Source organism: Micromonospora zingiberis (assembly GCF_004331455.1).
Classification (GTDB): Bacteria; Actinomycetota; Actinomycetes; order Mycobacteriales; family Micromonosporaceae; genus Micromonospora; species Micromonospora zingiberis.
Genome location: NZ_SJJR01000007.1, coordinates 281,680 through 304,049 on the forward strand (window position 1 = coordinate 281,680; position 22,370 = coordinate 304,049).

Below are 22,370 nucleotides of genomic sequence, written 5' to 3' on the forward strand. Positions count from 1 at the left end.
CAGCAAAGGTTTCGAGAGTATTTCCGGAAGTTGTTGACGTTGCGACCTGGCCCGGCCAATACTGGTCGCCATCGACGCAGCTCAATTGTCGAGCATCGCGACCACGCCGCCGGTCACCACACAGCACGATCGGTACCCCACCACCGCGGTACGACGCCGACAGTCGATGGCGGTCGCCCGGCCACCGAGACCTCGTCGGCTCGTAGCGCTGCTGGCCCCGGCCAGCCGTCATGAGGAGGAAGTATGAATGAGGGACTCGTCCAACTGAGACGCCGCGGACGCGTACGCCTCAGGTCACTCATCGGTGCCGCCTGCGCCGTGGCGCTGGTCACCACCGGCACCATGGCGATCCTGGCCAGCCCTGCCCACGCGCAGACCGTGACGTCGAACTCGGAAGGAAACCACAACGGTTTCTTCTACTCCTTCTGGAAGGACAGCGGCAACGTTTCCATGACCATGGGGAACGGCGGCCAGTACAGCACCCAGTGGAGCAACGTCAACAACTTCGTCGCGGGTAAGGGCTGGAACCCGGGCACCCGTCGGACGGTGTCCTACTCGGGCACCTACAACCCGAACGGCAACTCGTACCTGACCCTCTACGGTTGGACGAGGAACCCGCTGGTCGAGTACTACATCGTGGACAGCTGGGGCAGCTGGCGGCCCCCGGGCGCCAGCTCCATGGGCACGGTCAACAGCGACGGCGGTACTTACGACATCTACCGCACGCAGCGGGTCAACCAGCCCTCCATCGACGGCACCGCGACGTTCTACCAGTACTGGAGCGTCCGGACCTCGAAGCGGGTGGGTGGCACCATCACCACCGGCAACCACTTCGACGCGTGGGCCAGCCGGGGCATGAACCTCGGCAACCACTACTACCAGATCATGGCCACCGAGGGGTACCAGAGCAGCGGTAGCTCCAACATCACGGTGAACAGCGGCGGGTCCAACCCTCCGCCCACCACCCCGCCGCCGGGCAGCGGTGGCTGCTCGGTCAGCGTGAGCCGGGCCGAGGACTGGAGCGACCGGTTCAACGTGAACTTCTCGGTCAGCGGTAGCAACAACTGGGTCGTCAGCATCCGGACGAACGGCAGCCAGAGCCTGCAGAACAGCTGGAACGCCTCGATCAGCGGCACCAGCGGCACGCTCACGGCCCGCCCGAACGGCAACGGCAACAACTTCGGCATCACGCTCTACAAGAACGGCAACAACACCACGCCAACCGCGAGCTGCTCGACAGGCTGACCTGACCGAGCGGGGGGTGGGGTGTCGGCGAGCGCCGGCACCCCACCCAGCATTGCTGTCCTGCATACCACCGCCGACAGGTCGTCCCGGTCGGCGGCTAACGCTGTGGTTCGCGGGTGCCGCGATGGGCAGCGAGCCAGTCCACGGCGAAGTCGACAAGCACCCGCTGGCGCATCAGCCGGCACTCGGCCCCGCCGACCTGCCCGATCCGCGCGCTGCCCATGGCCTCGAACGCGGCGCCTGCCTGGTCGAAGTCGCTCTCGTCAGTGTCCACGTCCACCCAGCGCGTCCAGGTTCGGCCGGCGGGGGTGCGGACAGCCGAGCCCTCCCACCTGCGCGGCGGGTCCGGCAACCGGTACTCGGCCAGGTGCAGCGACGTGTTACTGCCGTGTCCGACGCCCAGCAGCAGGACGTCGCCGTCCAGCCGGTAGACGGCCCCCACGGGAGAGTGCTCGCCCAGCATCTCGTCGAGCTGGTGCCCGGTCACCACGGCTTCGGCGGCCGGACCGACGGCCGCGAACGACACCTGCGGATGGTCGCTGCGCCGCGCGCCCGGCCAGGTACGGACTGTCTCCGCGACCACGCCCATCCACCGGCTCGGCGTCACCGCCGCTTCGAACCCGGGCATCTGGGCGCGGATCACCGGCCACCACGACTCCGGCACGGGCGGGTGCCGCCAGCCGGCGGGATCCGTGTTGTCCGGCGTGTGCGTGGGCACCACCAGCGTACCGTCCGGGCCCAGCGCGTCGCGTAGCGCCTGGACCACCGCGACCGGGCCGCCGCAGACCCAGCCGAGCGCCTTGAGTGACGAATGCACGAGCAGTACCGACCCGCGCCGCACCCCGAGTGACGCCAGGTCGTCGGCGAGTGCGGCGCGCGTGTGCGGCATGTCAGCGTCGATCAGCAGACCCTACCCGGGAGTTGCCGAGCTGGATGTCTGCCCACCTGTCGTCGGGCCCGGTTCGGCGTTACCAGGCCCAGGCCTCCGGGGCGGGACCCCCGTTGCCGATCGGCGGGAAGATGCCGTCGAGGATGGCGCTGGTGTCCTCGGTGATCGGGTGGTCGAGCGCGGCGATCGGTAGCGCCAACTGCTCCGGGTTGCGTGGGCCGAGGATCGGGGCGGTCACCTCAGGGCGGGACAACAGCCAGGCGATCGCCACGGTGGTGGGCTCCTGCCCGAGGTCGGCGCAGAGTTGCTCGTACTGCTCGATGGCCGCCCGATGCGGTTCCACCCGATCCGGTGCGTGCAGCACCGCGCGTCCGGGTACGCCGTCGCGTTGTTTGCGCAGTGCTCCGGAGAGCGCACCGAAGTGCAGCGGCGAGTAGGGCAGGATGCCGATGCCCAGCTCAGCGGCTGCCGGTAGCACCTCCATCTCGGCGTGCCGGGTGAGCAGGTTGTATTTGCACTGCTCCGAGACGAGGCCGAGGAAGTGACGGCGATCGGCGGTGGCTTGCGCCTGGGCGAGGTGCCACCCGGCGAAGTTGGAGGATCCGACGTACCGGATCTTGCCTTGGCTGACGAGGGTCTGCATCGCCTGCCAGATCTCCTCCCATGGGGTACGCCGCTCGATGTGGTGCATCTGGAACAGGTCGATCCAGTCGGTACGCAGCCGGCGCAGCGACGCTTCGCAGGACGCCACGATGTGGCGGGCGGACAGGCCGCCGTCGTTGGGCCATTCGGTCATCGGGGCGTACACCTTGGTGGCCAGGACCACCTTGTCCCGATGGCCGGAGTTGCGAAACCAGGTGCCGATGAAGCGTTCGCTGAGGCCGTCGCCGGTCTCCCGGCCGTACATGTTGGCGGTGTCCACGAAGTTGAGGCCGTCCTCGATGGCCCGGTCGAGGATCGCATGGCTCTGTTCCTCGTCGATCTGCCAGCCGAAGTTCATGGTGCCGACGCAGAGCCGGCTGACGGTCAGGCCGGTCCGGCCCAGGCGGGTGTATCTCATGGCGGGCGACGCTAGGGCGTCCGTGCCGTGGCGGCGATTCGTTCGACCGTGCTCGAATGGGGCGGTGATCGAGTGGGAGTTCGGTGTCGCGGACCTGGCTCGGCTTCGGTTCGCGCATTCGCCGCTGGCCGAGGTCGTGGCCAGCGCCTTCGCCTTGCGTGGCGGCGCTGATCGCTGGCTACAGACGTCGTGGCGGTCTCGGGTGACCCCGTCCCTGCCCAACTGGCCCACGTTCCGGGCGGTCCTGCTGGGCCCGCGCGGGTACGCCCCGGATTTCCTCACCCCGGTTCCGCGTACCGGCCGCCCGACGCTGGCGCAGGAACTGGCCGACGTCGCCGCCACCCCGCTCGACCAGGTCGTGGAGCAGGTCGTCGCCGGCTGGGCCGGGCACGACGCACCGCCGGAGATCGACCGGTTCGTCCGGGACCCACGGGCCGCCCTCGCGGAACTCCTCGCCGAGATTCGCGGGTATTTCACCGTCGCCATCGAGCCGCTCTGGCCCCGGCTGCGCGCCGCCGCCGACGTCGAGATCGCCACCCGTGCCCGCGCCGCCTCGGAGTACGGAGCCCGGATGCTGGTCGACGGACTGCATGCGAAGCTGGACTGGACCGGCTCCGCCCTGCTCCTGCGTTATCCGCACAAGCAGGGACGGTGGAGCCTCGACGGCCATGACCTGACCCTGCTGCCGATCGGCTTCGCCGGCTCCGAGGTGTACGCCATGCCGGACTCGCCGGCCGGCCGTGCCCTCTGGTACGCGCCGCGAGGGTTCGGGAACCTCTGGACCTCGGATCAGCGCAGCACCGCAGACAGGCCGTTGTCCGCGCTGCTCGGCCCGACCCGGGCGGCCGTGCTGACCCTCCTGGCCGCCCCGCACAGCACCAGCGACGTTGCGGCGCGCCTCGGCCTGGCTGCGGGAACGGCCTCACACCACCTGACGACGCTGCGCAACGCCGGACTGGCGAGCGCAGCCCGCGCCGGGCGACGGTTGCTCTACCAACGCACCCTGCTGGGCGACCAACTCACCGAGGCTGACCGGCCGTAGCCTGGTCGCACCTGCGTACTAACCTGGCCGAGTGGAGATCGAGACACGTCTACGGCGGATCCGTGGCTGGCTGTGGGTCGTGGTGGTGGGGTTGTTCCTGAGCGGGGTGACCGCGTTCCCGCTCGAGATCGAGGTGCGTTGGCTGTTGCGGGCGGCGGATCCGCTCGCCGATCAGTTCCCGGCGCTGGTCGGCTGGATCGAGCGGGTCCACGTCGGGTTGGTCGAGACCGGGGAACGCTACCCGTTCATGCGGTACGGGACCGACTGGCTCGCGTTCGCCCACCTGGTGCTCGCGGTGGCGTTCTGGGGGCCGCTGCGCGACCCGGTGCGAAACGTCTGGGTGGTGCAACTCGGCATGATCGCCTGCGTCGGGATCGTGCCGCTGGCGCTGATCTGTGGGCCGCTGCGGGAGATCCCGTGGTTCTGGACGGTGGTGGACCTGTCCTTCGCGGTCGGGGCGTTCCCGCCGCTGTGGATCGCGTACCGGCACATCCGGGCGATCGAGGCGCAGCAGGGTGGCCCGCCCGGCACGGCCCGCTGGTGGGCGCCCGACGACTCGGGCTCGGCCCGGAACTGAGGCCGCCGGGCGCTGCGGCGCCGGTCTGACAGCCCGACGAAGACCGGCCCGGGCCGACGTCCGTCCACATGGTAGGGTCGACGCTTCTGTTGATCTTGCGATCGGGTTCCGGTCTCCGAGATCCACTCTCCCACCACCGGGTGTACGGGGTGGACCGCGAGCCATCACGGTGATCATCGGCCTGATCGCGCGCGACGGCATGGGGGTGGCCGGAGAAGTGTCGATGCGTCTTGCCTTCGGGGTGCTGGGTCCGTTCGTGGCGAGCGTGGACGACCACCCCGCCGACCTCGGTGGACCCCGTCAGCGAAAGGTCCTCGCCTGCCTGGTCGCCGCCCGTGGACGGATCGTCTCGGTGGAACGCCTGATGGAGCAGGTGTGGGACGACGGGGTGCCACCGACGCAGGCCACCCTCTTCGGGTACGTCGCTGGCCTGCGCCGCGCGCTGGAACCCGGGCGGGCGGCCCGTACGCCGGCCCGCATCCTGGTCCGGGAGGGGCCGGGCTACGCCCTGCGGGCCCCGGCGGCCTCCGTGGACGCGGAGCGGTTCACCGCGCTGGTGGTGCAGGGCGACCGGGCCGCGTCGGCAGCCGACTTCGGCACCGCCGCGACGACGCTGGACGAGGCGCTGGGCCTGTGGCGAGGCCCGGCGTACGCCGATTTCGCCGACGCGGACTTCGCCGTAGCCGAGATCGCCCGGCTGGACGCTCTGCACGCCGCCGCCCGGGAACAGCGCCTGGCGGTTGCCCTGGCCAACGGCGACCACCAGCGGGTACTCGGCGACCTGGAAGCCCTCGTGGTGGACCAGCCACTCCGTGAACGGGGCTGGGAGTTGCTCGCCCTCGCCCTCTACCGGGCCGGGCGGCAGGGCGACGCCCTCGCCGTGCTGCGCCGGGCCCGCGAACAGCTCATCGCCGAGATCGGCGTGGACCCCGGTCCGCAACTGCGCCGCATGGAGGCGGCGGTGCTCCGTCAGGACGCCTGCCTCGAACTACCCCGGACCTCGCCAGGTCGACCGCCGGTACTCGCCCCACCCCGGCGCAACATCCCGGCGCCGCTGTCGTCCTTCGTGGGCCGGCAGGCCGAACTTGAGGCGGTGGGCCGGGCGCTCGCCGAACATCGCCTGGTGACCGTCATCGGCGCCGGTGGGGTCGGCAAGACCCGGCTGGCGCTGGAACACTGTCGGGGCCGCGCCGACCCGGACGGGCCCTGGCTCGTGGAGCTGGCCAGCCTGCGTGACCCGGCGGAGGTTGCCCGCGCGGTGTCCGACGTGCTCTCCCTGCCCGGCATCGCCACGTCGGGGCAACTCGCCCAGCGGCTCGCCGACCGGGCGGCGGTGCTCGTCGTGGACAACGCCGAGCACCTGATCCCGGGGGTCGCCGAGCTGGCCCGGACGGTCCTCGGAGGATGTCCGGGACTGCGCCTGCTGATCACCAGCCGGCAGCCACTGGGGGTGCCCGGTGAGGCGGTCCTGGAGCTTGCGCCGCTGCCGTTGACCGAGGCGGTCGAGCTGCTGGTGAACCGGATCAACACGGCCAACCTGGCGGAGTGGGCCGGCGAGCCGGATCCGGTCCTGACCACGCAGGTCTGCCGGGATCTGGACGGGCTGCCGCTGGCGATCGAACTGGCCGCCGCCCAGTGCCGGACCCTCTCCCTGCGGGAGATCGCCTTCCAGCTCGACGACCGGCTCGGCCTGCTCACCACCGGGATAGCCGGGGACCAGGATCGGCACGCCACGGTCCGTAACGCGATCGAGTGGAGCTATCAGCTACTTACCCACGCCGAACAGGCGCTGTTCCGGCAGCTCTGTGTCTTCGACGGGGGATTCGACCTGGACGCGGTCCGGCAGGTCGGCGGCGGCCCCGAGCTGCCGGAACCGGTGCCCGCCCTGCTGGGGTTGGTGCGCAAGTCACTGGTGATCGCCGACACCGCCACCGTCCCGCGCCGCTACCGCATGCTGGAGTTGGTGCGCGAGTACGCGACGGCGCTGCTGGTCGGTGCCGAACAGGCGCAGGTCCTGGCCCGGCACCGGCGCTGGCTGGTGGGCCTGGTGGAAACCGGGGAGCAGCGGCTACCGACCGCTGACGGGGCGGATTGGCTGCGGCGGCTCAGCGCCGAACGCGACAACATCCGGGCCGCGTTGACCTCCGCCCTCGCCGCCGGTGAGGACCTCACCGCGGCGCGGATCTGCGGGGCCCTCGCCTGGTTCTGGTACCGCACCGGCCAGATCGCCGAGGGGCAGCGCTGGGGTGGACGGACCCTGGCCGCCCTCGACGCCCGCCGCGCCCGCACCGGGGCAACGGAGACGTCCAGCGGTGCGGGGGAGTCGGCCGAGTGGGTGCTGGCCCGGGCTCGGCTGCTGATGGCCATCGGCGGCTGCGCTTACCTCAGCGGCGACCACGCCGGCAGCGTCGCCGCGTTGGGTGAGGCGACGCGGCTCTGCGCTCGGGTCGGGGCCCGACACCCGCACACCACCGCCGCGATCTACCTGGCCTCGGTGACCGCCATCGGGGGCGACGTGGCCGGTGCGCTGTCGCTGGCCGACGAGGCGGTCCGGCTGGCGGACCTGGTCGGGGAGCCGTGGGCGCAGGCCGAGGCGTTGACCGTACGCAGCCAGCTCAGCCGGGCCTGCGGGAACCTGGCCCGGGCCCGTGACGAGCTGACCCGGGCCAACGCCCTGGCCCGGTCCTGCGGCCATCAGTGGGCGGTGCTCTCGTCCGGGTGGATGGACGGCAAGGTCAGCACCGATCTCGGCGAGCCGGACCGGGCGCTGCGCACCCTGGCGGAGTTGGCTCGGGACGTCGACCCCGAGCATGACCCCCCGAGTTGGCTCGCGTTGGCGCACTCGCTGGCCGGGGCGCTCGGCCGGACCGGCCGGGCCGGCACCGGCGCCGTACTGCTCGGGGCGGTCGAGGCCCTGGGCAAGACCATCGGATACCACCCGGAGCAGATGGACCCGCACGACGCCCCGGGCAACACGGCGGCGGTCGCCGCCGCCCTCGATCCCGAGGCGTACCAGGCGGGGCTGGCGCGTGGTCGGGAGCTGACCTGGTCCGGCCTGGCCGACCTGATTGCCGAGGTGAGGTCGGCGACGGTCGGCGATCCGCGCTGAGGTTTCCCATTCGGTTCCCAGTGGATTCCCAATGCCACGTCCCAGGGTGGACGACGGTCGTCAACGACCAGGCAGATTGGGGACGTAGGAGATGGCAGGACAAGTAACCGTTCGGGGGGGCTCCGAGCCGGGTGGTGACGAGGTGCGGTTGACGTTGGTCGGTCGGCGTCGCCGACCCGGCCGACATGGGGGGAGGATCTTCACCGCACTGGTCGCGGCGGTGGTGATGACCGTCGCCGGGTTCGCCGTGGCCCCGTCGGCGGCCGCGAACAAGGTGACCCGGGTGATCATCAAAACCGACGAGCTGCGTGCCGGCCTGTTCAGCCTGCACATGCGGGCCCGGTTGGCCGGTGTGGACGGCTTCAAGGATCTGATGACCAGTGCTTCGCTGGTCGGATTCCGGCAGGCCAACCCCGATGCGACCGCGGCGCAGCTCACCGGGCACATGGTGGCGTTGCGTAACCACTACGACAGTAAGCTGACCGCCGGGGACCTCCAGCGTCCGGCGTACCAGTTCGCGCTGCGGATGTTGGAGTTGACCGCGCTGGCTCCGGGCGCCGTGAAGAACTCGCCGGTGATGCGGGAGCTGCTGGAGGCGACCCTCGGCATCCAGCTGGCCAACTACGGCGACATGCTCGACCAGGTCAAGGCGTCGCAGTTCCAGCACTCCTGGTACCTCCAGCAGTACGGCGTGCAGGAGAGGGTCTGGCAGTCCGTGCAGACCCTCGCGCTGGCCGACGCCACATTCCGCGACGCCTGGAACTCCCAGGTCGGCACCCGCTACGACGTGGACGCCGCCGCCGACATCGCCACCCTCAGCGCCGACCCGCAGCTGGCGAACTGGGTGGACATTCCCGCGATCATGGAGAACCAGATCAACTCGGTCTGGTGGACCCAGGAGGCCACGAGGCAGGCAGCGGTGCTGCTGAACCGCCTCAACACCCAGATCCGCGGCTACAACGAGGACCTCCGCGTGCTGTCGGAGCAGTACCCGCTGCGCAACGGCGCCGCCAAGCCGAGTGAGCAGGTCTACCAGGCCACGGTGGCGAAGAGCGCCAGTGCCCAGCAGTGGATCGGCCACGCGGGGAGCGCCTTCGAGATCCTGGCGCTGTTGGTCGGGTTCGCGAATCCGGCGGCCGGCAAGGTCATTTCCGGGGTGGGCAAGGGAGTCATCCAGATCGCCTCCGCGATCAACGGATACCAGACCACGGCGGCGTCCAAGGACCTCGGCAAGATATTGACCTCGGTGACCACCCAGGCGCTCGCCGGCAACATCGCGGGCGCGATCTCCGCCCTGCTGCCGCTCTTCGGCGGCGGCACCAACCCGGACCCGGCAATCCGGGCGGAACTGGTCGCCCTGCGCCAACAGGTGGCGCAGCTGCACGAGAACATGAACACCCGCTTCGACCGGATCGACCAGGCGCTGGCCGGCATCTACATCGACATGCTGACGCAGTTCCAGACCGTGGTCACCCTGCAGAACGCGACGAACGCGCAGCTGCGGCAGATCAACACCCAGCTCGCCCGGATCACCGAGCGGATCGACCTCTGGGGCAGCCTGCTGCTCAACGTCGAGCGGGACAACAAGATCAAGGAAACCAAGGAGCTGATCGACGAGTTCGTCGGCTACCGGACCCAGTTCGGCCTTGAGATGGACTACGTCAATCACTACGGGCCCGTCTCCAGCGCCCTGCGGTTCGACATGAAGGACGAGGCGAAGTCGCTGCTCTTCGCCGCCCCGATTGGTCCGCGGGGTCCGAGCCGGCCGGATGCCCCGGAGGACCCGGATGCCGCCCTTGACCTGTATGGCCCGTACGGCTCGATCGGCTACCTGCACGACGAGGCGGTGCGGCGGGGCAAGCTGAGCGGGTCGGTGGGTCTCCCGGCGAACCCGGAGATGTGGCTGCTGCCGGCGACCGGCTATCAGATGCTGCTCGCGCAGAACCCGCAGCACGCCGCCCGGGTCACTGGTCAGGTGACGGAGGCGGTCGCCTCCGGGGAGGCGATTCAGGAGGCGGTGAAGGCGTTCAGCGCGCCCAGGAAGCCGACCGCCGGCAACCCGCGCTGGATGAACGACTTCCTGTACGACGCGATCATGGCGTACCGCCAGACGGCGCACCAGATGGAGCAGCGGACGTCGACCATCCGGACCGAGATCGCCCAGGGTGGCCAGCACGACATGTTCGGCAGCGCCACCCAGCCCGTGCCGGCGAAGGAGAAGCCGATCGCCGAGCCGACCACGGTCCCGTCCTGCGCGGGCACGTTGCCGGCCCTCAGCCGGCCGGCCCAGGTCCGCTACACCGACCTGCCGCAGGAACTGTGGGTGGCCCAGTGGGGCAAGCCGGACTCGAAGGTGACCCTCTGCCACGACTCCGACTGGGTCAACGTGCTGACCCGGCACATGGGGGGCTGGGAGGTCACCACCGCCGACCTGGAAATCAAGTTCCAGGTCCGGCAGCGCTGGAACGGCGGCAACCAGATCGTGCGGGAGTGGAGCAAGGTCTTCCCGCAGGGAGTTATCTGCCGGACGCACGAGACGCTGCCGGGTGGGGAGTGCCGCTTCATCGACCAGGAACTCGCCAAGTGGAACAGCACCTACCGGGGCGAGTTCGAACGGTCCGCCACCTACGTCAACAACACCGAGGAGGCGCGGAAGCGGTCGCGGGACTGGTTCTACGGCCAGGGCGCCCGCTACTACACCACCATCACCTCGGAACTGGCCAACCCCAACCCGGCCAATCCCCAGGTGCAGACCCTGCACCGACTCAACACGCAACTGACCTCGCAGGCGCGGCTGATGCAGGTATACCTGAAGCTGGGTTTCGCCACCGCCCTGACCCAGGACGAGGTGCTGGCGCTCAACCTGCTCGGGGTCGACCGGTTCCCGGCGGACCTGAACGGGCTGAACATGATCACCGACTCGTTCGAGCAGGCCCGGGCGAACTACTGCCTGGACCGCGAGACGCCGTGCACCCTGCGGGGCACGATCGAGGGACCGAGGGCCGACCAGGTGAGGTTCAGCTGCGCCAACCCCGCCAAGACGGACCCGATCGCCTACTGCGCGGAGTGGCTCACCTATGACCGCACCGACACCATGATGAAGCGGTTGGAGGTCTGGTCGGAGAAACTCGACAAGGGTGAGTACGACGAGGGCCTGCCGGCGGTGGACCGGGCCCTGCGCAGCATCGAGACCGCGGACCGGATCGCCCGGGGCTGATCCCGGCAGCGCGGGAGGGCACATCCGGGCGACCGGATGTGCCCTCCCGTCGTGACCGCTGTTACAGGTTGGCGCAGTAGCCGACGCTGAAGGTGCTGGCCCCCGGCGCCAGAGTCCGGTTCCAGTCCACGCCCCTGATCCGGTAGCTACCATCGGCGAGGCGTTCCCGCGTGAAGTTCCACGCGTCGTAGATCTCGCCTTCGAGGGCGACGACGGCGGACCACTCGACGGGCTTGGCGCCGGTGTTGGTGGCGGTGATGGTGGCGCAGTAGCCGCCGCCGCTGTCGGAGTTCCACCGGGCGATCCTGGTCAGCGTCACCGCCACGGTGGAGCCGGCCACCAACCGGCCCACCCCCCAACGGGCGGTGCTCTGGTAGCCCACGCCCTCCGGCTCGGCCCAGTTCCGGATGCCCGTACGCGCCCCGTTCGACGCGTCGTTGACCTGGAAGTCCAGACCGTGGAAGGTGTCCAGGCCACCGTATTCGAGCAGGCTGATCGCCGCCTCGACGGTGTAGCCCGTCGGGGTACGCACGGTCGCGCTGTCCAGCCGGCCCGCCTGGAACGCCTCGTCGCCGGTGCCGAACGACACCACGTTGTCGGCGTTGATCCGGATCTGCGTGTCGTCGTAGCGGTAGCTGCCGTTCTTGGCGTTGCCGGCGTCGACGTAGATCTCGACCGAGTCCTGGATCCACGGGTCGGACCCGGAGACGTCCACCACCGGGTCGGTCACCTCGGCCAGTACGTAGAGCGTCTGACCCCGCCAGAGGGTACGGACCTGGGCCGTCGCGCCGGCCGTGCCGGAAACCTGCTTGGCCGTGGTCACCGCGCTCGCGTCGGCCCAGACGCCGTCCACCGTGCCGTCGATGACCGGTGCGCTGGCCGCCTGCCGCACCTCCAGGTACGACAGTTCCTCCACCAACGTCAGGGTGCCCACCGCGCCCGGGGTGTTCCAGCCGTACGTGGTGTCGTTGTCCCGCACCCGCACGTCCAGGGTGAGCGTGTCGCCCTGGGCGGCCCCGGTCAGCGGCAGGTGGGCGACCAGGTGGTAGCCGCCGTCCCGGCGCTCCGCCACGGCCGGCACGTCGCCGCTGCCGTCGCGGGACACGTGGTAGGTCTCGCCGCCCAGCACGAAGCTGACCCGGTCGTTGCCGGAGACCGTGGTGTCGTCGACCGTGACGTACGCGGTCAGCTGGTCCGCCGCCCAACGCAGTTGGAACCGCGCGGTGTCCTCCACCGGGTGCAGCGGCAGCTTGCGCCAGGTCAGATCCTTCGGTGCGGCGGCGGTCAGCGGCACCTCACCGGCGAAGACGTTGGCGGTGCGCAGCCGGGCGGGCAGCTCGCCGTCGACCGCCCCGTGATAGGCGGGCTTGGCACGCAGGTTGTCGTCGAACAGCAGCGGCGCCCCGTTGCCGGAACGCCAGGAGCGCCCGTCGGTGAGCCCCCAGACCGTGACGGCCAGCAGGTCGTCGGCGTGCGCCCGGAAGATCCGGAACGCGTCCCGGTAGTAGTAGCCCTGGTCGATGAGTTTCGCCTGGGTCACCGGGGTGCCGGTGGTGACGTCGAGTTCGGTGACGGCCTGGGTGACCGGCAGCTCCGCGAACGTCTCCAGCGCCGTCGCCAAGGCGCTGACCGGCATGGCCAGGGAGACATGGAACTGGTGGCCGACCCCGTGGACCGGCACGCCGCGGGCGAGCAGCCGCTGCACCAGTGCCAGGTAGCGGGCCTGCTTGCCGCTCTGCTCGGTGTTGTAGTCGTTGATGAACAGGGCGACCGGACGATCGCTGCCCTCGGCGGCGTAGACGTCGTTGAACGCCTCGTCGGCGTAGGCGAAGGTCAGGTCGATGAAGCTCTCGCCGAGGATCCGGTACCACTCGCTGCGGCGCAGGCCGTCGGCGTACTCGCCGCTGTCGCTGACCACCTCGTTGACCGCGTCGAAGGCGTACAGCGGGTTGGTGGGGGAGCCGAACGGGCCGTACCGCTCGCTGAGCGACTCGGCGACGTTGAAGATGTGCGTGCGCAGCCGCTCCCGCAGCACCTGCTGGTGGGCCGTGGACGTGGTCAGTGGCTGCCCGGCGGCGTCCTGGAAGAACCACTGCGGGGTCTGGCTGTGCCAGACCAGGACGTGGCCGTACACGCGCAGGTCGTTGTCCCGGGCGAAGTCCATCATGGCCAGCGCCTGCTCGTGGGGGCGGAAGGTGCCCTCGGCGTCGTACCAGGCCTCGGGCTTCATGTGGTTTTCCGGGGTGATCTGGTTGAAGTGCCGGGTCAGCAACTCGGCGGCGGCGCCGACCGTCTCCCGGCTGTCGATGGCGACACCGACCGGGAAGTCGGTGGTCTCGTGGATGCCGGTGAGGTCCTCGATGACCGGCCGCTCGGGCACCCGTACGACGATGTCGTCGGCGAGGAAGTCGCTGGTGTTGCCGGGTACGTCCGCACCCTGCCAGCGGGTTTCGAAGTAGAGCACCGCGCTGTCGGCGGCCGGCATGGCGAACCGCGCGGTCACCTGGGTCCACCCGGAGTTGGTGACCGTCTCGAACTGGGCGAGGGTGCTGAACGACTGGCTGTCGCCGCTGGTGCTGGCCAGGGTGAGCCAGATCTGGTCGGTCGGCTGGCTCTCGGCGAACCGCAGCCAGGCGCTGAGCTCGTAGGTCACGCCCGGGTCGAACAGTCCGGTCACGTCGCGGCCCAGGCCGGCGCCCTGGTTGACCCGATCGGTGACCAGTGCGGCGGCGACGCCGCCGTGCGCGACGTCGGTGCGGGTGACCCGGGGGGCACCCGGACCGCCGTCCCGTGGTCCCCAGCCGTCCAGGCCGTCCTCGAAGTCGGTGTCGATGACGATGGTGCCGGGCTCCGGCCCGCCCCCGCCGCCGTCCGGGGCGGTGATCAGGATGTCGTCGAGCAGGAACGGGGTGTCGCCCTCCGCCTCCACGTAGAGGGTGGCGGAGCTCAGGCCGGCGGGCAGCGTGTAGTCGCCGCCGATACGTACCCATTCGTCGGCGGTGGTGGCGACGTTGCCGCCGATCCAGGTGTAGGTGTTGTCACCGCCGCCGGCCGGGGTCGACTCGACGGTGAAGTGCACGCCGGCGCTGCCTTCGGTGCCGGCCGGAAGTTTCGCCCAGGCGCTGACGCTGTAGGGGACTCCGGGTTCGAACAGTGCGGTCGCGCTTGTCGCCGGGCCCTGCCAGTTGGCGGTGCGGCCGGTGACCGACAGGCTGCTGTCGCTTTCCCGGCCTTCGTCGGCGATGGCGAGGGTGACGTCGCCGCGCGGCCCCCAGGGGGTGTACGAGCCGGACTCGAAGTCGTTGCTGAGCACGACCTGGGCGGCGACGGCCGGGGCGGGGGCGGCGGTGATCGCCGCGACGAGCGTGGCCGAAAGGAGGACGGCGAGAGTGCGTGATCGGCGGCGTGATTGACGGGACAGGTTCCAGAGGCGCATCGGCTGGTCCCTTTACGCAAATTGGACGGTGGTGGGGGTGCCTGACATCGGCTTCGCCGACGGATCCAAGCGCGTGCATGCTATGTCGGGCCGATCACCATGACCAGAACTTCCGGAAGTTTTCGGAAGGTGGTGGGATGGCCCGACGCGACCGGTGCAAGGCGCCACGCCCGGCCCTACGGAGATCTCGGTGAGTGTCGCGACACAGCATCTGGTGTTGAGCTTCCTGGTGCGTTCCCATATATAGTGCTGTTCGCAGCTGGTTCGCCCACCGCTCCACGGTGGTCGAGGCAACAGGGAACCCGGTGTGAGTCCGGGACTGCCCCGCAGCGGTAAGTGGGAACGACCGCCGTCAACGAAGCACTGGACCGCGAGGTCCGGGAAGCGACGGCCAGTAGACACGAGCACCACGCCCACGAGTCCGAAGACCTGCCAGCGCGCCGCACGCGACGCGTGCGGCGGTCGAAGGCCGCGCGGGACGGCCGACGCCGATCAGCTGGTCGATTCGCGGCAGCCGTGCCGTCGGACGACCGGCGGCGTCCCTCCCACGCACCCGTCGACCTTCGCCACAGGTGTGAGGAGGGGGAACATGACGGTGACCCGGGAGCAGGCGGAGCCCGAGCCGCGCCGGCAGGTGATGCAGGTCCGCAAACGCAACGGCGACGCCGAGCCGGTCGACGTCAACAAGATCGTCAAGGCGGTGGAGCGCTGGGTCACCGACCTGGACGAGATCGATCCGCTCCGAGTGGCGACGAAGACCATCAGCGGCCTGTACGACGGCGCGACCACCGCGGAGCTGGACAAGCTGTCGATCCAGACGGCGGCGGAGCTGATCGGTGCGGAACCGCAGTACTCCAAGCTGGCGGCGCGACTGCTGGCCGCCTTCGTCGACAAGGAGGTCCGCGGCCAGCAGGTGGCCAGCTTCAGCCAGTCCATCCGGTACGCCCACGGTCTCGGCCTGGTCGGCGACGACACCGCCGCGTTCGTGGCCCGCAACGCACGCAAGCTGGACGACGCGGTCGACCCGGCGGGGGACCTGCGGTTCGAGTACTTCGGGCTGCGTACCGTCGCCGACCGGTACCTGCTGCGGCACCCGCAGACCCGGCTGGTGGTGGAGACACCGCAGTACTGGCTGCTGCGGGTCGCGTGCGGACTATCCCAGACGCCCGGCGAGGCCATCGACTTCTACCGGCTGATGTCCAGCCTCGCCTACCTACCGAGCTCACCCACGCTGTTCAACTCCGGCACCCGGCACACCCAGATGTCCTCGTGCTTCCTGGTCGACTCGCCCCGCGACGAACTCGACTCCATCTACGAGCGGTACCACCAGGTGGCCAAGCTGTCCAAGTTCTCCGGCGGCATCGGGATCTCCTGGTCCCGGGTGCGGGGCCGGGGCGCGTTGATCAGGGGCACCAACGGCCGGTCGAACGGCATCGTGCCGTTCCTCAAGACCCTCGACGCCGGGGTGGCGGCGGTGAACCAGGGCGGCCGTCGCAAGGGCGCGGCCTGCGTCTATCTGGAGCCGTGGCATCCGGACATCGAGGAGTTCCTGGAGCTGCGGGACAACACCGGCGAGGAGTCCCGGCGGACGCACAACCTGAACCTGGCCAACTGGATCCCGGACGAGTTCATGCGCCGGGTGGAGGCCGACGCCGACTGGTCGCTGATCGACCCGTCCGACGCGCCCGAACTGCCCGACCTGTTCGGCGAGGCGTTCGACGAGGCGTACCGCGCCGCGGAGAAGAAGGCGGTCCGCACGGTCAAGGCCCGGGACCTGTACGGGCGGATGATGCGCACCCTCGCGCAGACCGGCAACGGGTGGATGACCTTCAAGGACGCGGCGAACCGGCTGTCCAACCAGACCGGCGCACCCGGCAACACCATCCACCTGTCGAACCTGTGCACCGAGATCCTGGAGGTCAACAACGACGCCGAGACCGCCGTGTGCAACCTCGGCTCGATCAACCTCTCCGCGCACGTCCGGGCGGACGGCGTCGACTGGGACAAGCTGCGTGCGACCGTACGCACGGCCGTGGTGTTCCTCGACCGGGTGATCGACATCAACTACTACCCGGCCGAGCAGGCGGCGGCGTCGAACCCGCGCTGGCGTCCGGTCGGGCTCGGGCTGATGGGTCTTCAGGACGCGTTGTTCACCCTGCGGCTGCCGTTCGACTCGGCCGAGGCCCGGGACCTGTCGACCCGGGTGCAGGAGGAGATCCTGCTGACCGCCCTGGAGACGTCGGCCGGGCTGGCCGAGCGGTTCGGGCCGCACCCGGCGTACGCACAGACCCGCGCCGCCCACGGCCAGCTGCACCCCGACCTGTGGGGTGCGCAGGTCACCCAGGTCGAGCGGTGGGCGGCGCTGCGGGACACGATCGCCGCGCACGGGCTGCGGAACTCGCTGCTGGTCGCGATCGCGCCGACCGCCACCATCGCCTCGATCGCGGGCTGCTACGAGTGCATCGAGCCGCAGGTGTCCAACCTGTTCAAGCGCGAGACGATGTCCGGCGAGTTCCTCCAGATCAACACCTACCTGGTGGATGAGCTGAAGGCACGCGGGCTCTGGACGGCGTCGATCCGCGAACAGATCAAGCGTGCCGAAGGGTCGGTGCAGGGGATCGCCGAGCTGCCCGAATCGGTGCGGCTGCTGTTCCGCACCGCGTGGGAGCTGCCGCAGCGGGCGCTGATCGATCTGGCCGCCACCCGCGCCCCGTTCATCGACCAGTCCCAGTCGCTGAACCTGTTCATGAGCGCGCCGACCATCGGCAAGCTCTCCTCGATGTACCTGCACGCCTGGAAATCCGGGCTCAAGACCACCTACTACCTGCGGTCGCGTCCGGCGACCCGGATCCAGCAGGCCACCGTCGCCGTCACCCCGGCCGCCACGCCGATCGTGGCGGTCAGCGACGACGAGGCGTTGGCCTGCTCCCTGGAAAACCCCGAGAGCTGCGAGGCCTGCCAGTGACCACCGTTCCCGAATCCCGTACCGCCGTCAGCCCCGGGCAGCGGCACCTACTGCTCGACCCGGGGATGGATCTGACCCTGCGTCCGATGCGTTACCCGCAGTTCTTCGACCGGTTCAAGGACGCGATCAAGAACACCTGGACGGTGGAGGAGGTCGACCTGCACGCCGACCTCGCCGACCTGGCCAAGCTCTCCCCGGCCGAGCAGCACCTCGTCTCCCGGCTGGTCGCGTTCTTCGCCACCGGCGACACCATCGTCGCCAACAACCTCGTGCTCAACCTCTACCAGCACGTCAACTCCCCGGAGGGCCGGCTCTACCTGTCCCGGCAGCTGTTCGAGGAGGCGGTGCACGTCCAGTTCTACCTGAACCTGCTCGACACCTACGTGCCCGACGAGCGGGAGCGGTTCGCGGCGTTCGCGGCGGTGGAGAACATTCCCTCGATCGCCCGCAAGGCGGAGTTCTGTTTCAAGTGGATCGACTCGATCTACGAGCTGCGGAAACTGCGCACCCGCGCGGACCGGCGGGCCTTCCTGCTCAACCTGATCTGCTTCGCCGCCTGCATCGAAGGACTGTTCTTCTACGGCGCCTTCGCGTACGTGTACTTCCTGCGCTCCCGGGGACTGCTGCACGGTCTGGCGTCCGGCACCAACTGGGTGTTCCGCGACGAGTCGATGCACATGGCCTTCGCCTTCGACGTGGTGGACACCGTACGCGCCGAGGAGCCGGACCTGTTCGACGCGCAGATGCGCCAGCAGGTCAGGGACATGCTGGCCGAGGCGGTCGACTGTGAGGTCCAGTTCGCCGCCGACCTGCTCGAACAGGGTGTCTCCGGGATGCCGTTGGCCGACATGCGGGACTATCTTCAGCACGTGGCCGACCGGCGGCTGGCCATGCTCGGCATCGAGCCGATGTACGGCTCGCCGAATCCGTTCGCGTTCATGGAGTTGCAGGACGTGCAGGAGCTGTCGAACTTCTTCGAACGCCGGGTGTCGGCGTACCAGGTCGGGGTGAGCGGCACCGTCAGCTTCGACGACGACTTCTGATCACCTCGGTCCTGGGCGACACCGTCGCCCAGGACCGAGGTACCGCAGCGGTACCCAGGTCGTATCGTCGCAGTGGTGACCACCGGCCTTGAGAACCTTTCGCCGCCGCAGCGGACCCTGCTGGCGCAGTGGTTGCCGAACGCGGTCGTCGCGCGGAACCACAGCTGGGGGCTGGTCGCCACCACCGTCCTTGAGGTGACCTGTGCCGGGTCACGGTTCATCGTCAAGGCCGGTGGTGACGACGGCCACCACATCGAGCGGGAACTGCACGCCCACCGCAACTGGCTGCGCCCGTGGACCGACCGGGGCCGGGCACCGGTTCTGGTGCACGGCAGTGCGGAGGCCAAGCTCCTCGTCACCCGGTACCTGCCCGGTGAGTTGCTGCTCGGCAGCGCGCACGTCGAGGACCCCCACAGCTATCGGCAGGCGGGCAAATTGCTGGCGTTGCTGCACGGCCAGGGCGCCGTCACCGACGACGATTACGAGAGCCGCGAGAACGAGCGGACCCTGGCGTGGCTGAGCCGACCACACCGGATCGCGGCGGATGTCGTGCACCGGCTCCGCGCCGAGATCGCCGCGTGGGAGACCCCACCGGCGGCCCTGGTGCCCACCCACGGCGACTGGCAGCCCCGCAACTGGCTCGTCCATGACGGTGTCGTGAGCGTCATCGACTTCGGTCGAGCGGCGCTGCGTCCCGCGGCCACGGACTTCGAGCGGCTGGCCGCCCAGGAATTCCGCCGTGACCCGAAGCTCGAAGTCGCCTTCCTCGACGGGTACGGCCCGGACCCCCGCGAGGACCGCGCGTGGCATCGCATCCGGGTCCGGGCGGCGGTCGGCACCGCAGCGTGGGCCTACCAGGTAGGCGACGCACGGTTCGAAGCCCAGGGTCATCGAATGATCACCGAAGTGCTCTCGTCCTCCGGGTCCGGACGCGACGACACCGCGTGACGTTGCCGTCGTCCCGGCGGTCGTATCCCGTACGGCGGACACCCCGGCCCGGATTGCGCCGTGTGGCCCGTACGATGGCGGGCAGTGCTGGTTCGTCCCGTCCGTGAGGGCGGGGCGTCGTAAGAGGGAACCCGGTGCGAGACCGGGACTGCCCCGCAGCGGTGAGTGGGAACGACCGCCGTCAACGAAGCACTGGACCGCGAGGTCTGGGAAGCGACGGCCAGTAGGCGACCTGGTGTCATGCCCACGAGTCCGAAGACCTGCCAGCGCCGCGCACACCGCCGGTGTGCGCCGCCGGCGGTCTCTCGGGAGGGCCAGGGCGGAAGCCGGTACCCGAGGTGTACCCGCCTTCCCCTCTCCTGTCCGCCGGACGCTTCGAGGGAAGGAACTCCCTGGTGACTACCGCCTTTGGTCAGAGCACCGTGCTCGGCTATCCCCGCATCGGCGCCAACCGTGAGCTGAAGAAGGCCGTGGAGGCATACTGGGCCGGTGCCATCGACGCCGAGGCACTGGAGAGCACCGCGGCCCGGCTGCGGGCCGAGGTCTGGCGCACGCTGCACGACGCCCGCCTCGACGCGATCCCGTCGAACACCTTCTCCTACTACGACCAGGTCCTCGACACCGCCGTCGCGGTCGGCGCGGTCCCCGACCGGTTCGCCCGCCTCGGTCTCTCCGCACTGGACACCTACTTCGCCATGGCCCGTGGCGTCGACGCCGAACCGGCGCTGGAACTGACCAAGTGGTTCGACACCAACTACCACTACCTGGTGCCGGAGATCACCCCGGACACCGTCTTCACGGCAGACCCCGCCAAGCCGCTGGGGGAGTACGCGCAGGCCCGCGCCCTGGGCATCACCACCCGACCGGTACTCGTCGGGCCGGCCACGTTCCTGCTGCTGGCCAAGGGCGACGACCCGTTCGCCCGCCTGGACGACCTGGTCGAGGCGTACGCCCAACTGCTCACCGCCCTGGCCGAGGCCGGTGTCGCCTGGGTGCAACTGGACGAGCCGGCCTACGTCGCCGACCGCACCCCAGCCGAGATCGACGCCCTACGCCGTGCCTACACCCGGCTCGGTGAGCTCACGCGGCGCCCCCGGATCTTCGTCGCCACCTACTTCGGTGCACTCGGTGACGCGTTGCTGGCCCTGCTGGACACCCCGGTCGAGGCCATCGGCCTGGACCTGGTCGCCGGCCCGGACAACATCGACCGGCTCGCCGCCGCCGGACCCCTGGGCGGCCGGACGATCGTCGCCGGACTGGTCGACGGCCGCAACATCTGGCGCAGCGACCTGCGGGCCGCTGTCACGGCCGGGGCGATCGTCGCCGGGCTGGCCGACCACGTCGCCGTGTCCACCTCCTGCTCGCTGCTGCACGTCCCGGTCGACCTGTCCGCCGAGACGCACCTCGACCCCACCGTGTCCGAGCGGCTCGCCTTCGCCCGGCAGAAGGTCGACGAGGTGGTCCTGGTCGGCCGTGCCCTGCGTGACGGCACCACCCGGCTGCCCGCGCCGTTGCCGGACACCCCGACGGCCTGGCGCAACGACGAGGTACGCGGACGCCTCGCCGCGCTGCGCCCGACCGACCGGCAGCGCGGCGACTACGCGGTGCGGGCCGCCCGCCAGCAGGAACGGCTGGGACTGCCGGAGTTGCCCACCACCACGATCGGGTCGTTCCCGCAGACCACCGAGCTACGCGCGGCCCGCGCCGCGCACCGCGCCGGCAGGCTGACCGACGCCGACTACCGCCAGCGGATGCGCGCCGAGGTCGAGCACGTGATCCGGCTTCAGGAACGGCTGGGCCTGGACGTGCTCGTGCACGGCGAACCGGAACGCAACGACATGGTGCAGTACTTCGGTGAGCAACTCGACGGGTTCGCCGCCACCGAGCACGGCTGGGTGCAGTCGTACGGCTCCCGCTGCGTACGCCCGCCGATCATCTACGGCGACGTGGCGCGCCGGACGCCGATGACCGTGGAGTGGACCACCTACGCGCAGTCCCTGACCAGCAAGCCCGTCAAAGGCATGCTCACCGGGCCGGTCACCATCCTGGCCTGGTCGTTCGTCCGTAGTGACCAGCCCCTCGCGGACACCGCCGACCAGGTCGCGCTCGCCCTACGCGACGAGTGCCACGACCTGGAATCCGCCGGGATCCGGGTCGTCCAGGTCGACGAGCCGGCGCTGCGCGAGACCCTGCCGCTGCGCCGAGCCGACCAGCGGACGTACCTGGACTGGGCGGTCGCCGCGTTCCGGCTGGCCACCAGTGGTGTCGCCGACGGCACCCAGATCCACACCCACCTGTGCTATTCCGAGTTCGGCGAGGTGATCACCGCCATCGACGCACTGGACGCCGACGTCACCAGCATCGAGGCGTCCCGCTCGAAGATGGAAGTGCTCGCCGACCTCGCCGCGATCGGCTACCACCGGGGCGTCGGGCCAGGCGTGTGGGACATCCACTCGCCCCGGGTGCCGCCGCATGCCGAGGTGGTCGAGGCGCTGCGGCGAGCCGTCGCCGCCGTCGCGGCCCGCCGGCTGTGGGTGAACCCGGACTGTGGCCTGAAGACCCGCGGCTACCCCGAGGTCGAGGCGTCGCTGCGGCACCTGGTCGCGGCCGCCGCCGAGGTCCGCGGCAGCTGACTCGGCACGCCCCGTGCCCCGCCGGCAGGCGGGGTTAGGTTCTGTCTCGCGGATCTTGGTACGACACGGCCCTCATGGTGGCTATTCAGTCCCATGACATCTGTCAGTGTTGAAGTCCCGGTACATGTGTCAGTTGGTAGGGATCTTGGGCGGGCTGGTACATGGTGCCTGGCATGGCTTCCAGGCGGCGTGTCATGAACCTGCTC

Annotated in this window: 12 protein-coding genes and 2 riboswitches; of the genes, 9 read left to right on the forward strand and 3 right to left on the reverse strand. The window is 70.1% G+C overall.

What is annotated here, in order from left to right:
• Window positions 1–243 precede the first annotated feature (243 nt).
• On the forward strand, window positions 244–1,245 hold the full coding sequence (locus E0H26_RS13760; RefSeq protein WP_131303979.1) for a glycoside hydrolase family 11 protein: 1,002 nt from the start codon (window positions 244–246) through the stop codon (window positions 1,243–1,245).
• 97 nt (window positions 1,246–1,342) lie between these two features.
• Here the strand turns inward: E0H26_RS13760 and E0H26_RS13765 are convergent, their stop codons facing one another.
• On the reverse strand, window positions 1,343–2,134 hold the full coding sequence (locus tag E0H26_RS13765) for an AAC(3) family N-acetyltransferase (protein ID WP_165521853.1): 792 nt from the start codon (window positions 2,132–2,134) through the stop codon (window positions 1,343–1,345).
• A gap of 79 nt (window positions 2,135–2,213) precedes the next feature.
• Window positions 2,214–3,194 (reverse strand): aldo/keto reductase, encoded by a 981-nt coding sequence (locus E0H26_RS13770; protein ID WP_131303981.1) that lies wholly within the window; start codon window positions 3,192–3,194, stop codon window positions 2,214–2,216.
• 64 nt (window positions 3,195–3,258) lie between these two features.
• On the opposite strand from E0H26_RS13770, the gene E0H26_RS13775 reads away from it, so the two are divergent.
• From E0H26_RS13775 to E0H26_RS13790, 4 genes are all read left to right on the forward strand, one after another.
• Window positions 3,259–4,236 (forward strand): ArsR/SmtB family transcription factor, encoded by a 978-nt coding sequence (locus E0H26_RS13775; protein ID WP_131303982.1) that lies wholly within the window; start codon window positions 3,259–3,261, stop codon window positions 4,234–4,236.
• Window positions 4,237–4,267: 31 nt separating this feature from the next.
• Entirely contained in the window at window positions 4,268–4,813 is a 546-nt protein-coding gene (locus tag E0H26_RS13780; RefSeq protein WP_240742150.1) for a hypothetical protein, read from the forward strand.
• A gap of 169 nt (window positions 4,814–4,982) precedes the next feature.
• Entirely contained in the window at window positions 4,983–7,922 is a 2,940-nt protein-coding gene (locus tag E0H26_RS13785) for an AfsR/SARP family transcriptional regulator (protein WP_131303983.1), read from the forward strand.
• A 142-nt stretch (window positions 7,923–8,064) separates the two neighbouring features.
• Window positions 8,065–11,139: a hypothetical protein gene (locus E0H26_RS13790; protein ID WP_131303984.1), complete on the forward strand. Its 3,075-nt coding sequence runs from the start codon at window positions 8,065–8,067 to the stop codon at window positions 11,137–11,139.
• Window positions 11,140–11,200: 61 nt separating this feature from the next.
• On the opposite strand, the gene E0H26_RS13795 is transcribed toward E0H26_RS13790, so the two are convergent.
• A complete protein-coding gene (locus tag E0H26_RS13795) occupies window positions 11,201–14,575 on the reverse strand; it encodes an endo-1,4-beta-xylanase (protein ID WP_131303985.1) in 3,375 nt (1,124 codons plus the stop codon).
• 243 nt (window positions 14,576–14,818) lie between these two features.
• Window positions 14,819–15,026, forward strand: a riboswitch (cobalamin riboswitch).
• 138 nt (window positions 15,027–15,164) lie between these two features.
• Between E0H26_RS13795 and E0H26_RS13800 the strand changes: the two genes are divergently transcribed.
• The 4 genes from E0H26_RS13800 (at window position 15,165) to metE (ending at window position 22,164) form a co-directional block, all read left to right on the forward strand.
• Entirely contained in the window at window positions 15,165–17,540 is a 2,376-nt protein-coding gene (locus tag E0H26_RS13800) for a ribonucleoside-diphosphate reductase subunit alpha (RefSeq protein ID WP_131303986.1), read from the forward strand.
• On the forward strand, window positions 17,537–18,583 hold the full coding sequence (locus E0H26_RS13805) for a ribonucleotide-diphosphate reductase subunit beta (protein ID WP_131303987.1): 1,047 nt from the start codon (window positions 17,537–17,539) through the stop codon (window positions 18,581–18,583). Before E0H26_RS13800 ends, E0H26_RS13805 begins: the two co-directional genes overlap by 4 nt.
• Before the next feature lie 75 nt (window positions 18,584–18,658).
• Window positions 18,659–19,531, forward strand: coding sequence for a phosphotransferase family protein (locus E0H26_RS13810; protein WP_131303988.1), 873 nt, complete (start codon window positions 18,659–18,661; stop codon window positions 19,529–19,531).
• A 71-nt stretch (window positions 19,532–19,602) separates the two neighbouring features.
• Window positions 19,603–19,813, forward strand: a riboswitch (cobalamin riboswitch).
• Between the two features lie 113 nt (window positions 19,814–19,926).
• Window positions 19,927–22,164, forward strand: coding sequence for a 5-methyltetrahydropteroyltriglutamate--homocysteine S-methyltransferase (gene metE, locus E0H26_RS13815; RefSeq protein WP_131303989.1), 2,238 nt, complete (start codon window positions 19,927–19,929; stop codon window positions 22,162–22,164).
• The last annotated feature ends 206 nt before the right edge of the window (window positions 22,165–22,370 follow it).

Coding starts and splice junctions, on each gene's coding strand:
- E0H26_RS13795 (WP_131303985.1), bottom strand. CDS start 14,575: ATGCGCCTCTGGAACCTGTCCCGTCAATCACGCCGCCGATCACGCACT.
- E0H26_RS13760 (WP_131303979.1), top strand. CDS start 244: ATGAATGAGGGACTCGTCCAACTGAGACGCCGCGGACGCGTACGCCTC.
- E0H26_RS13770 (WP_131303981.1), bottom strand. CDS start 3,194: ATGAGATACACCCGCCTGGGCCGGACCGGCCTGACCGTCAGCCGGCTC.
- E0H26_RS13765 (WP_165521853.1), bottom strand. CDS start 2,134: ATGCCGCACACGCGCGCCGCACTCGCCGACGACCTGGCGTCACTCGGG.
- E0H26_RS13800 (WP_131303986.1), top strand. CDS start 15,165: ATGACGGTGACCCGGGAGCAGGCGGAGCCCGAGCCGCGCCGGCAGGTG.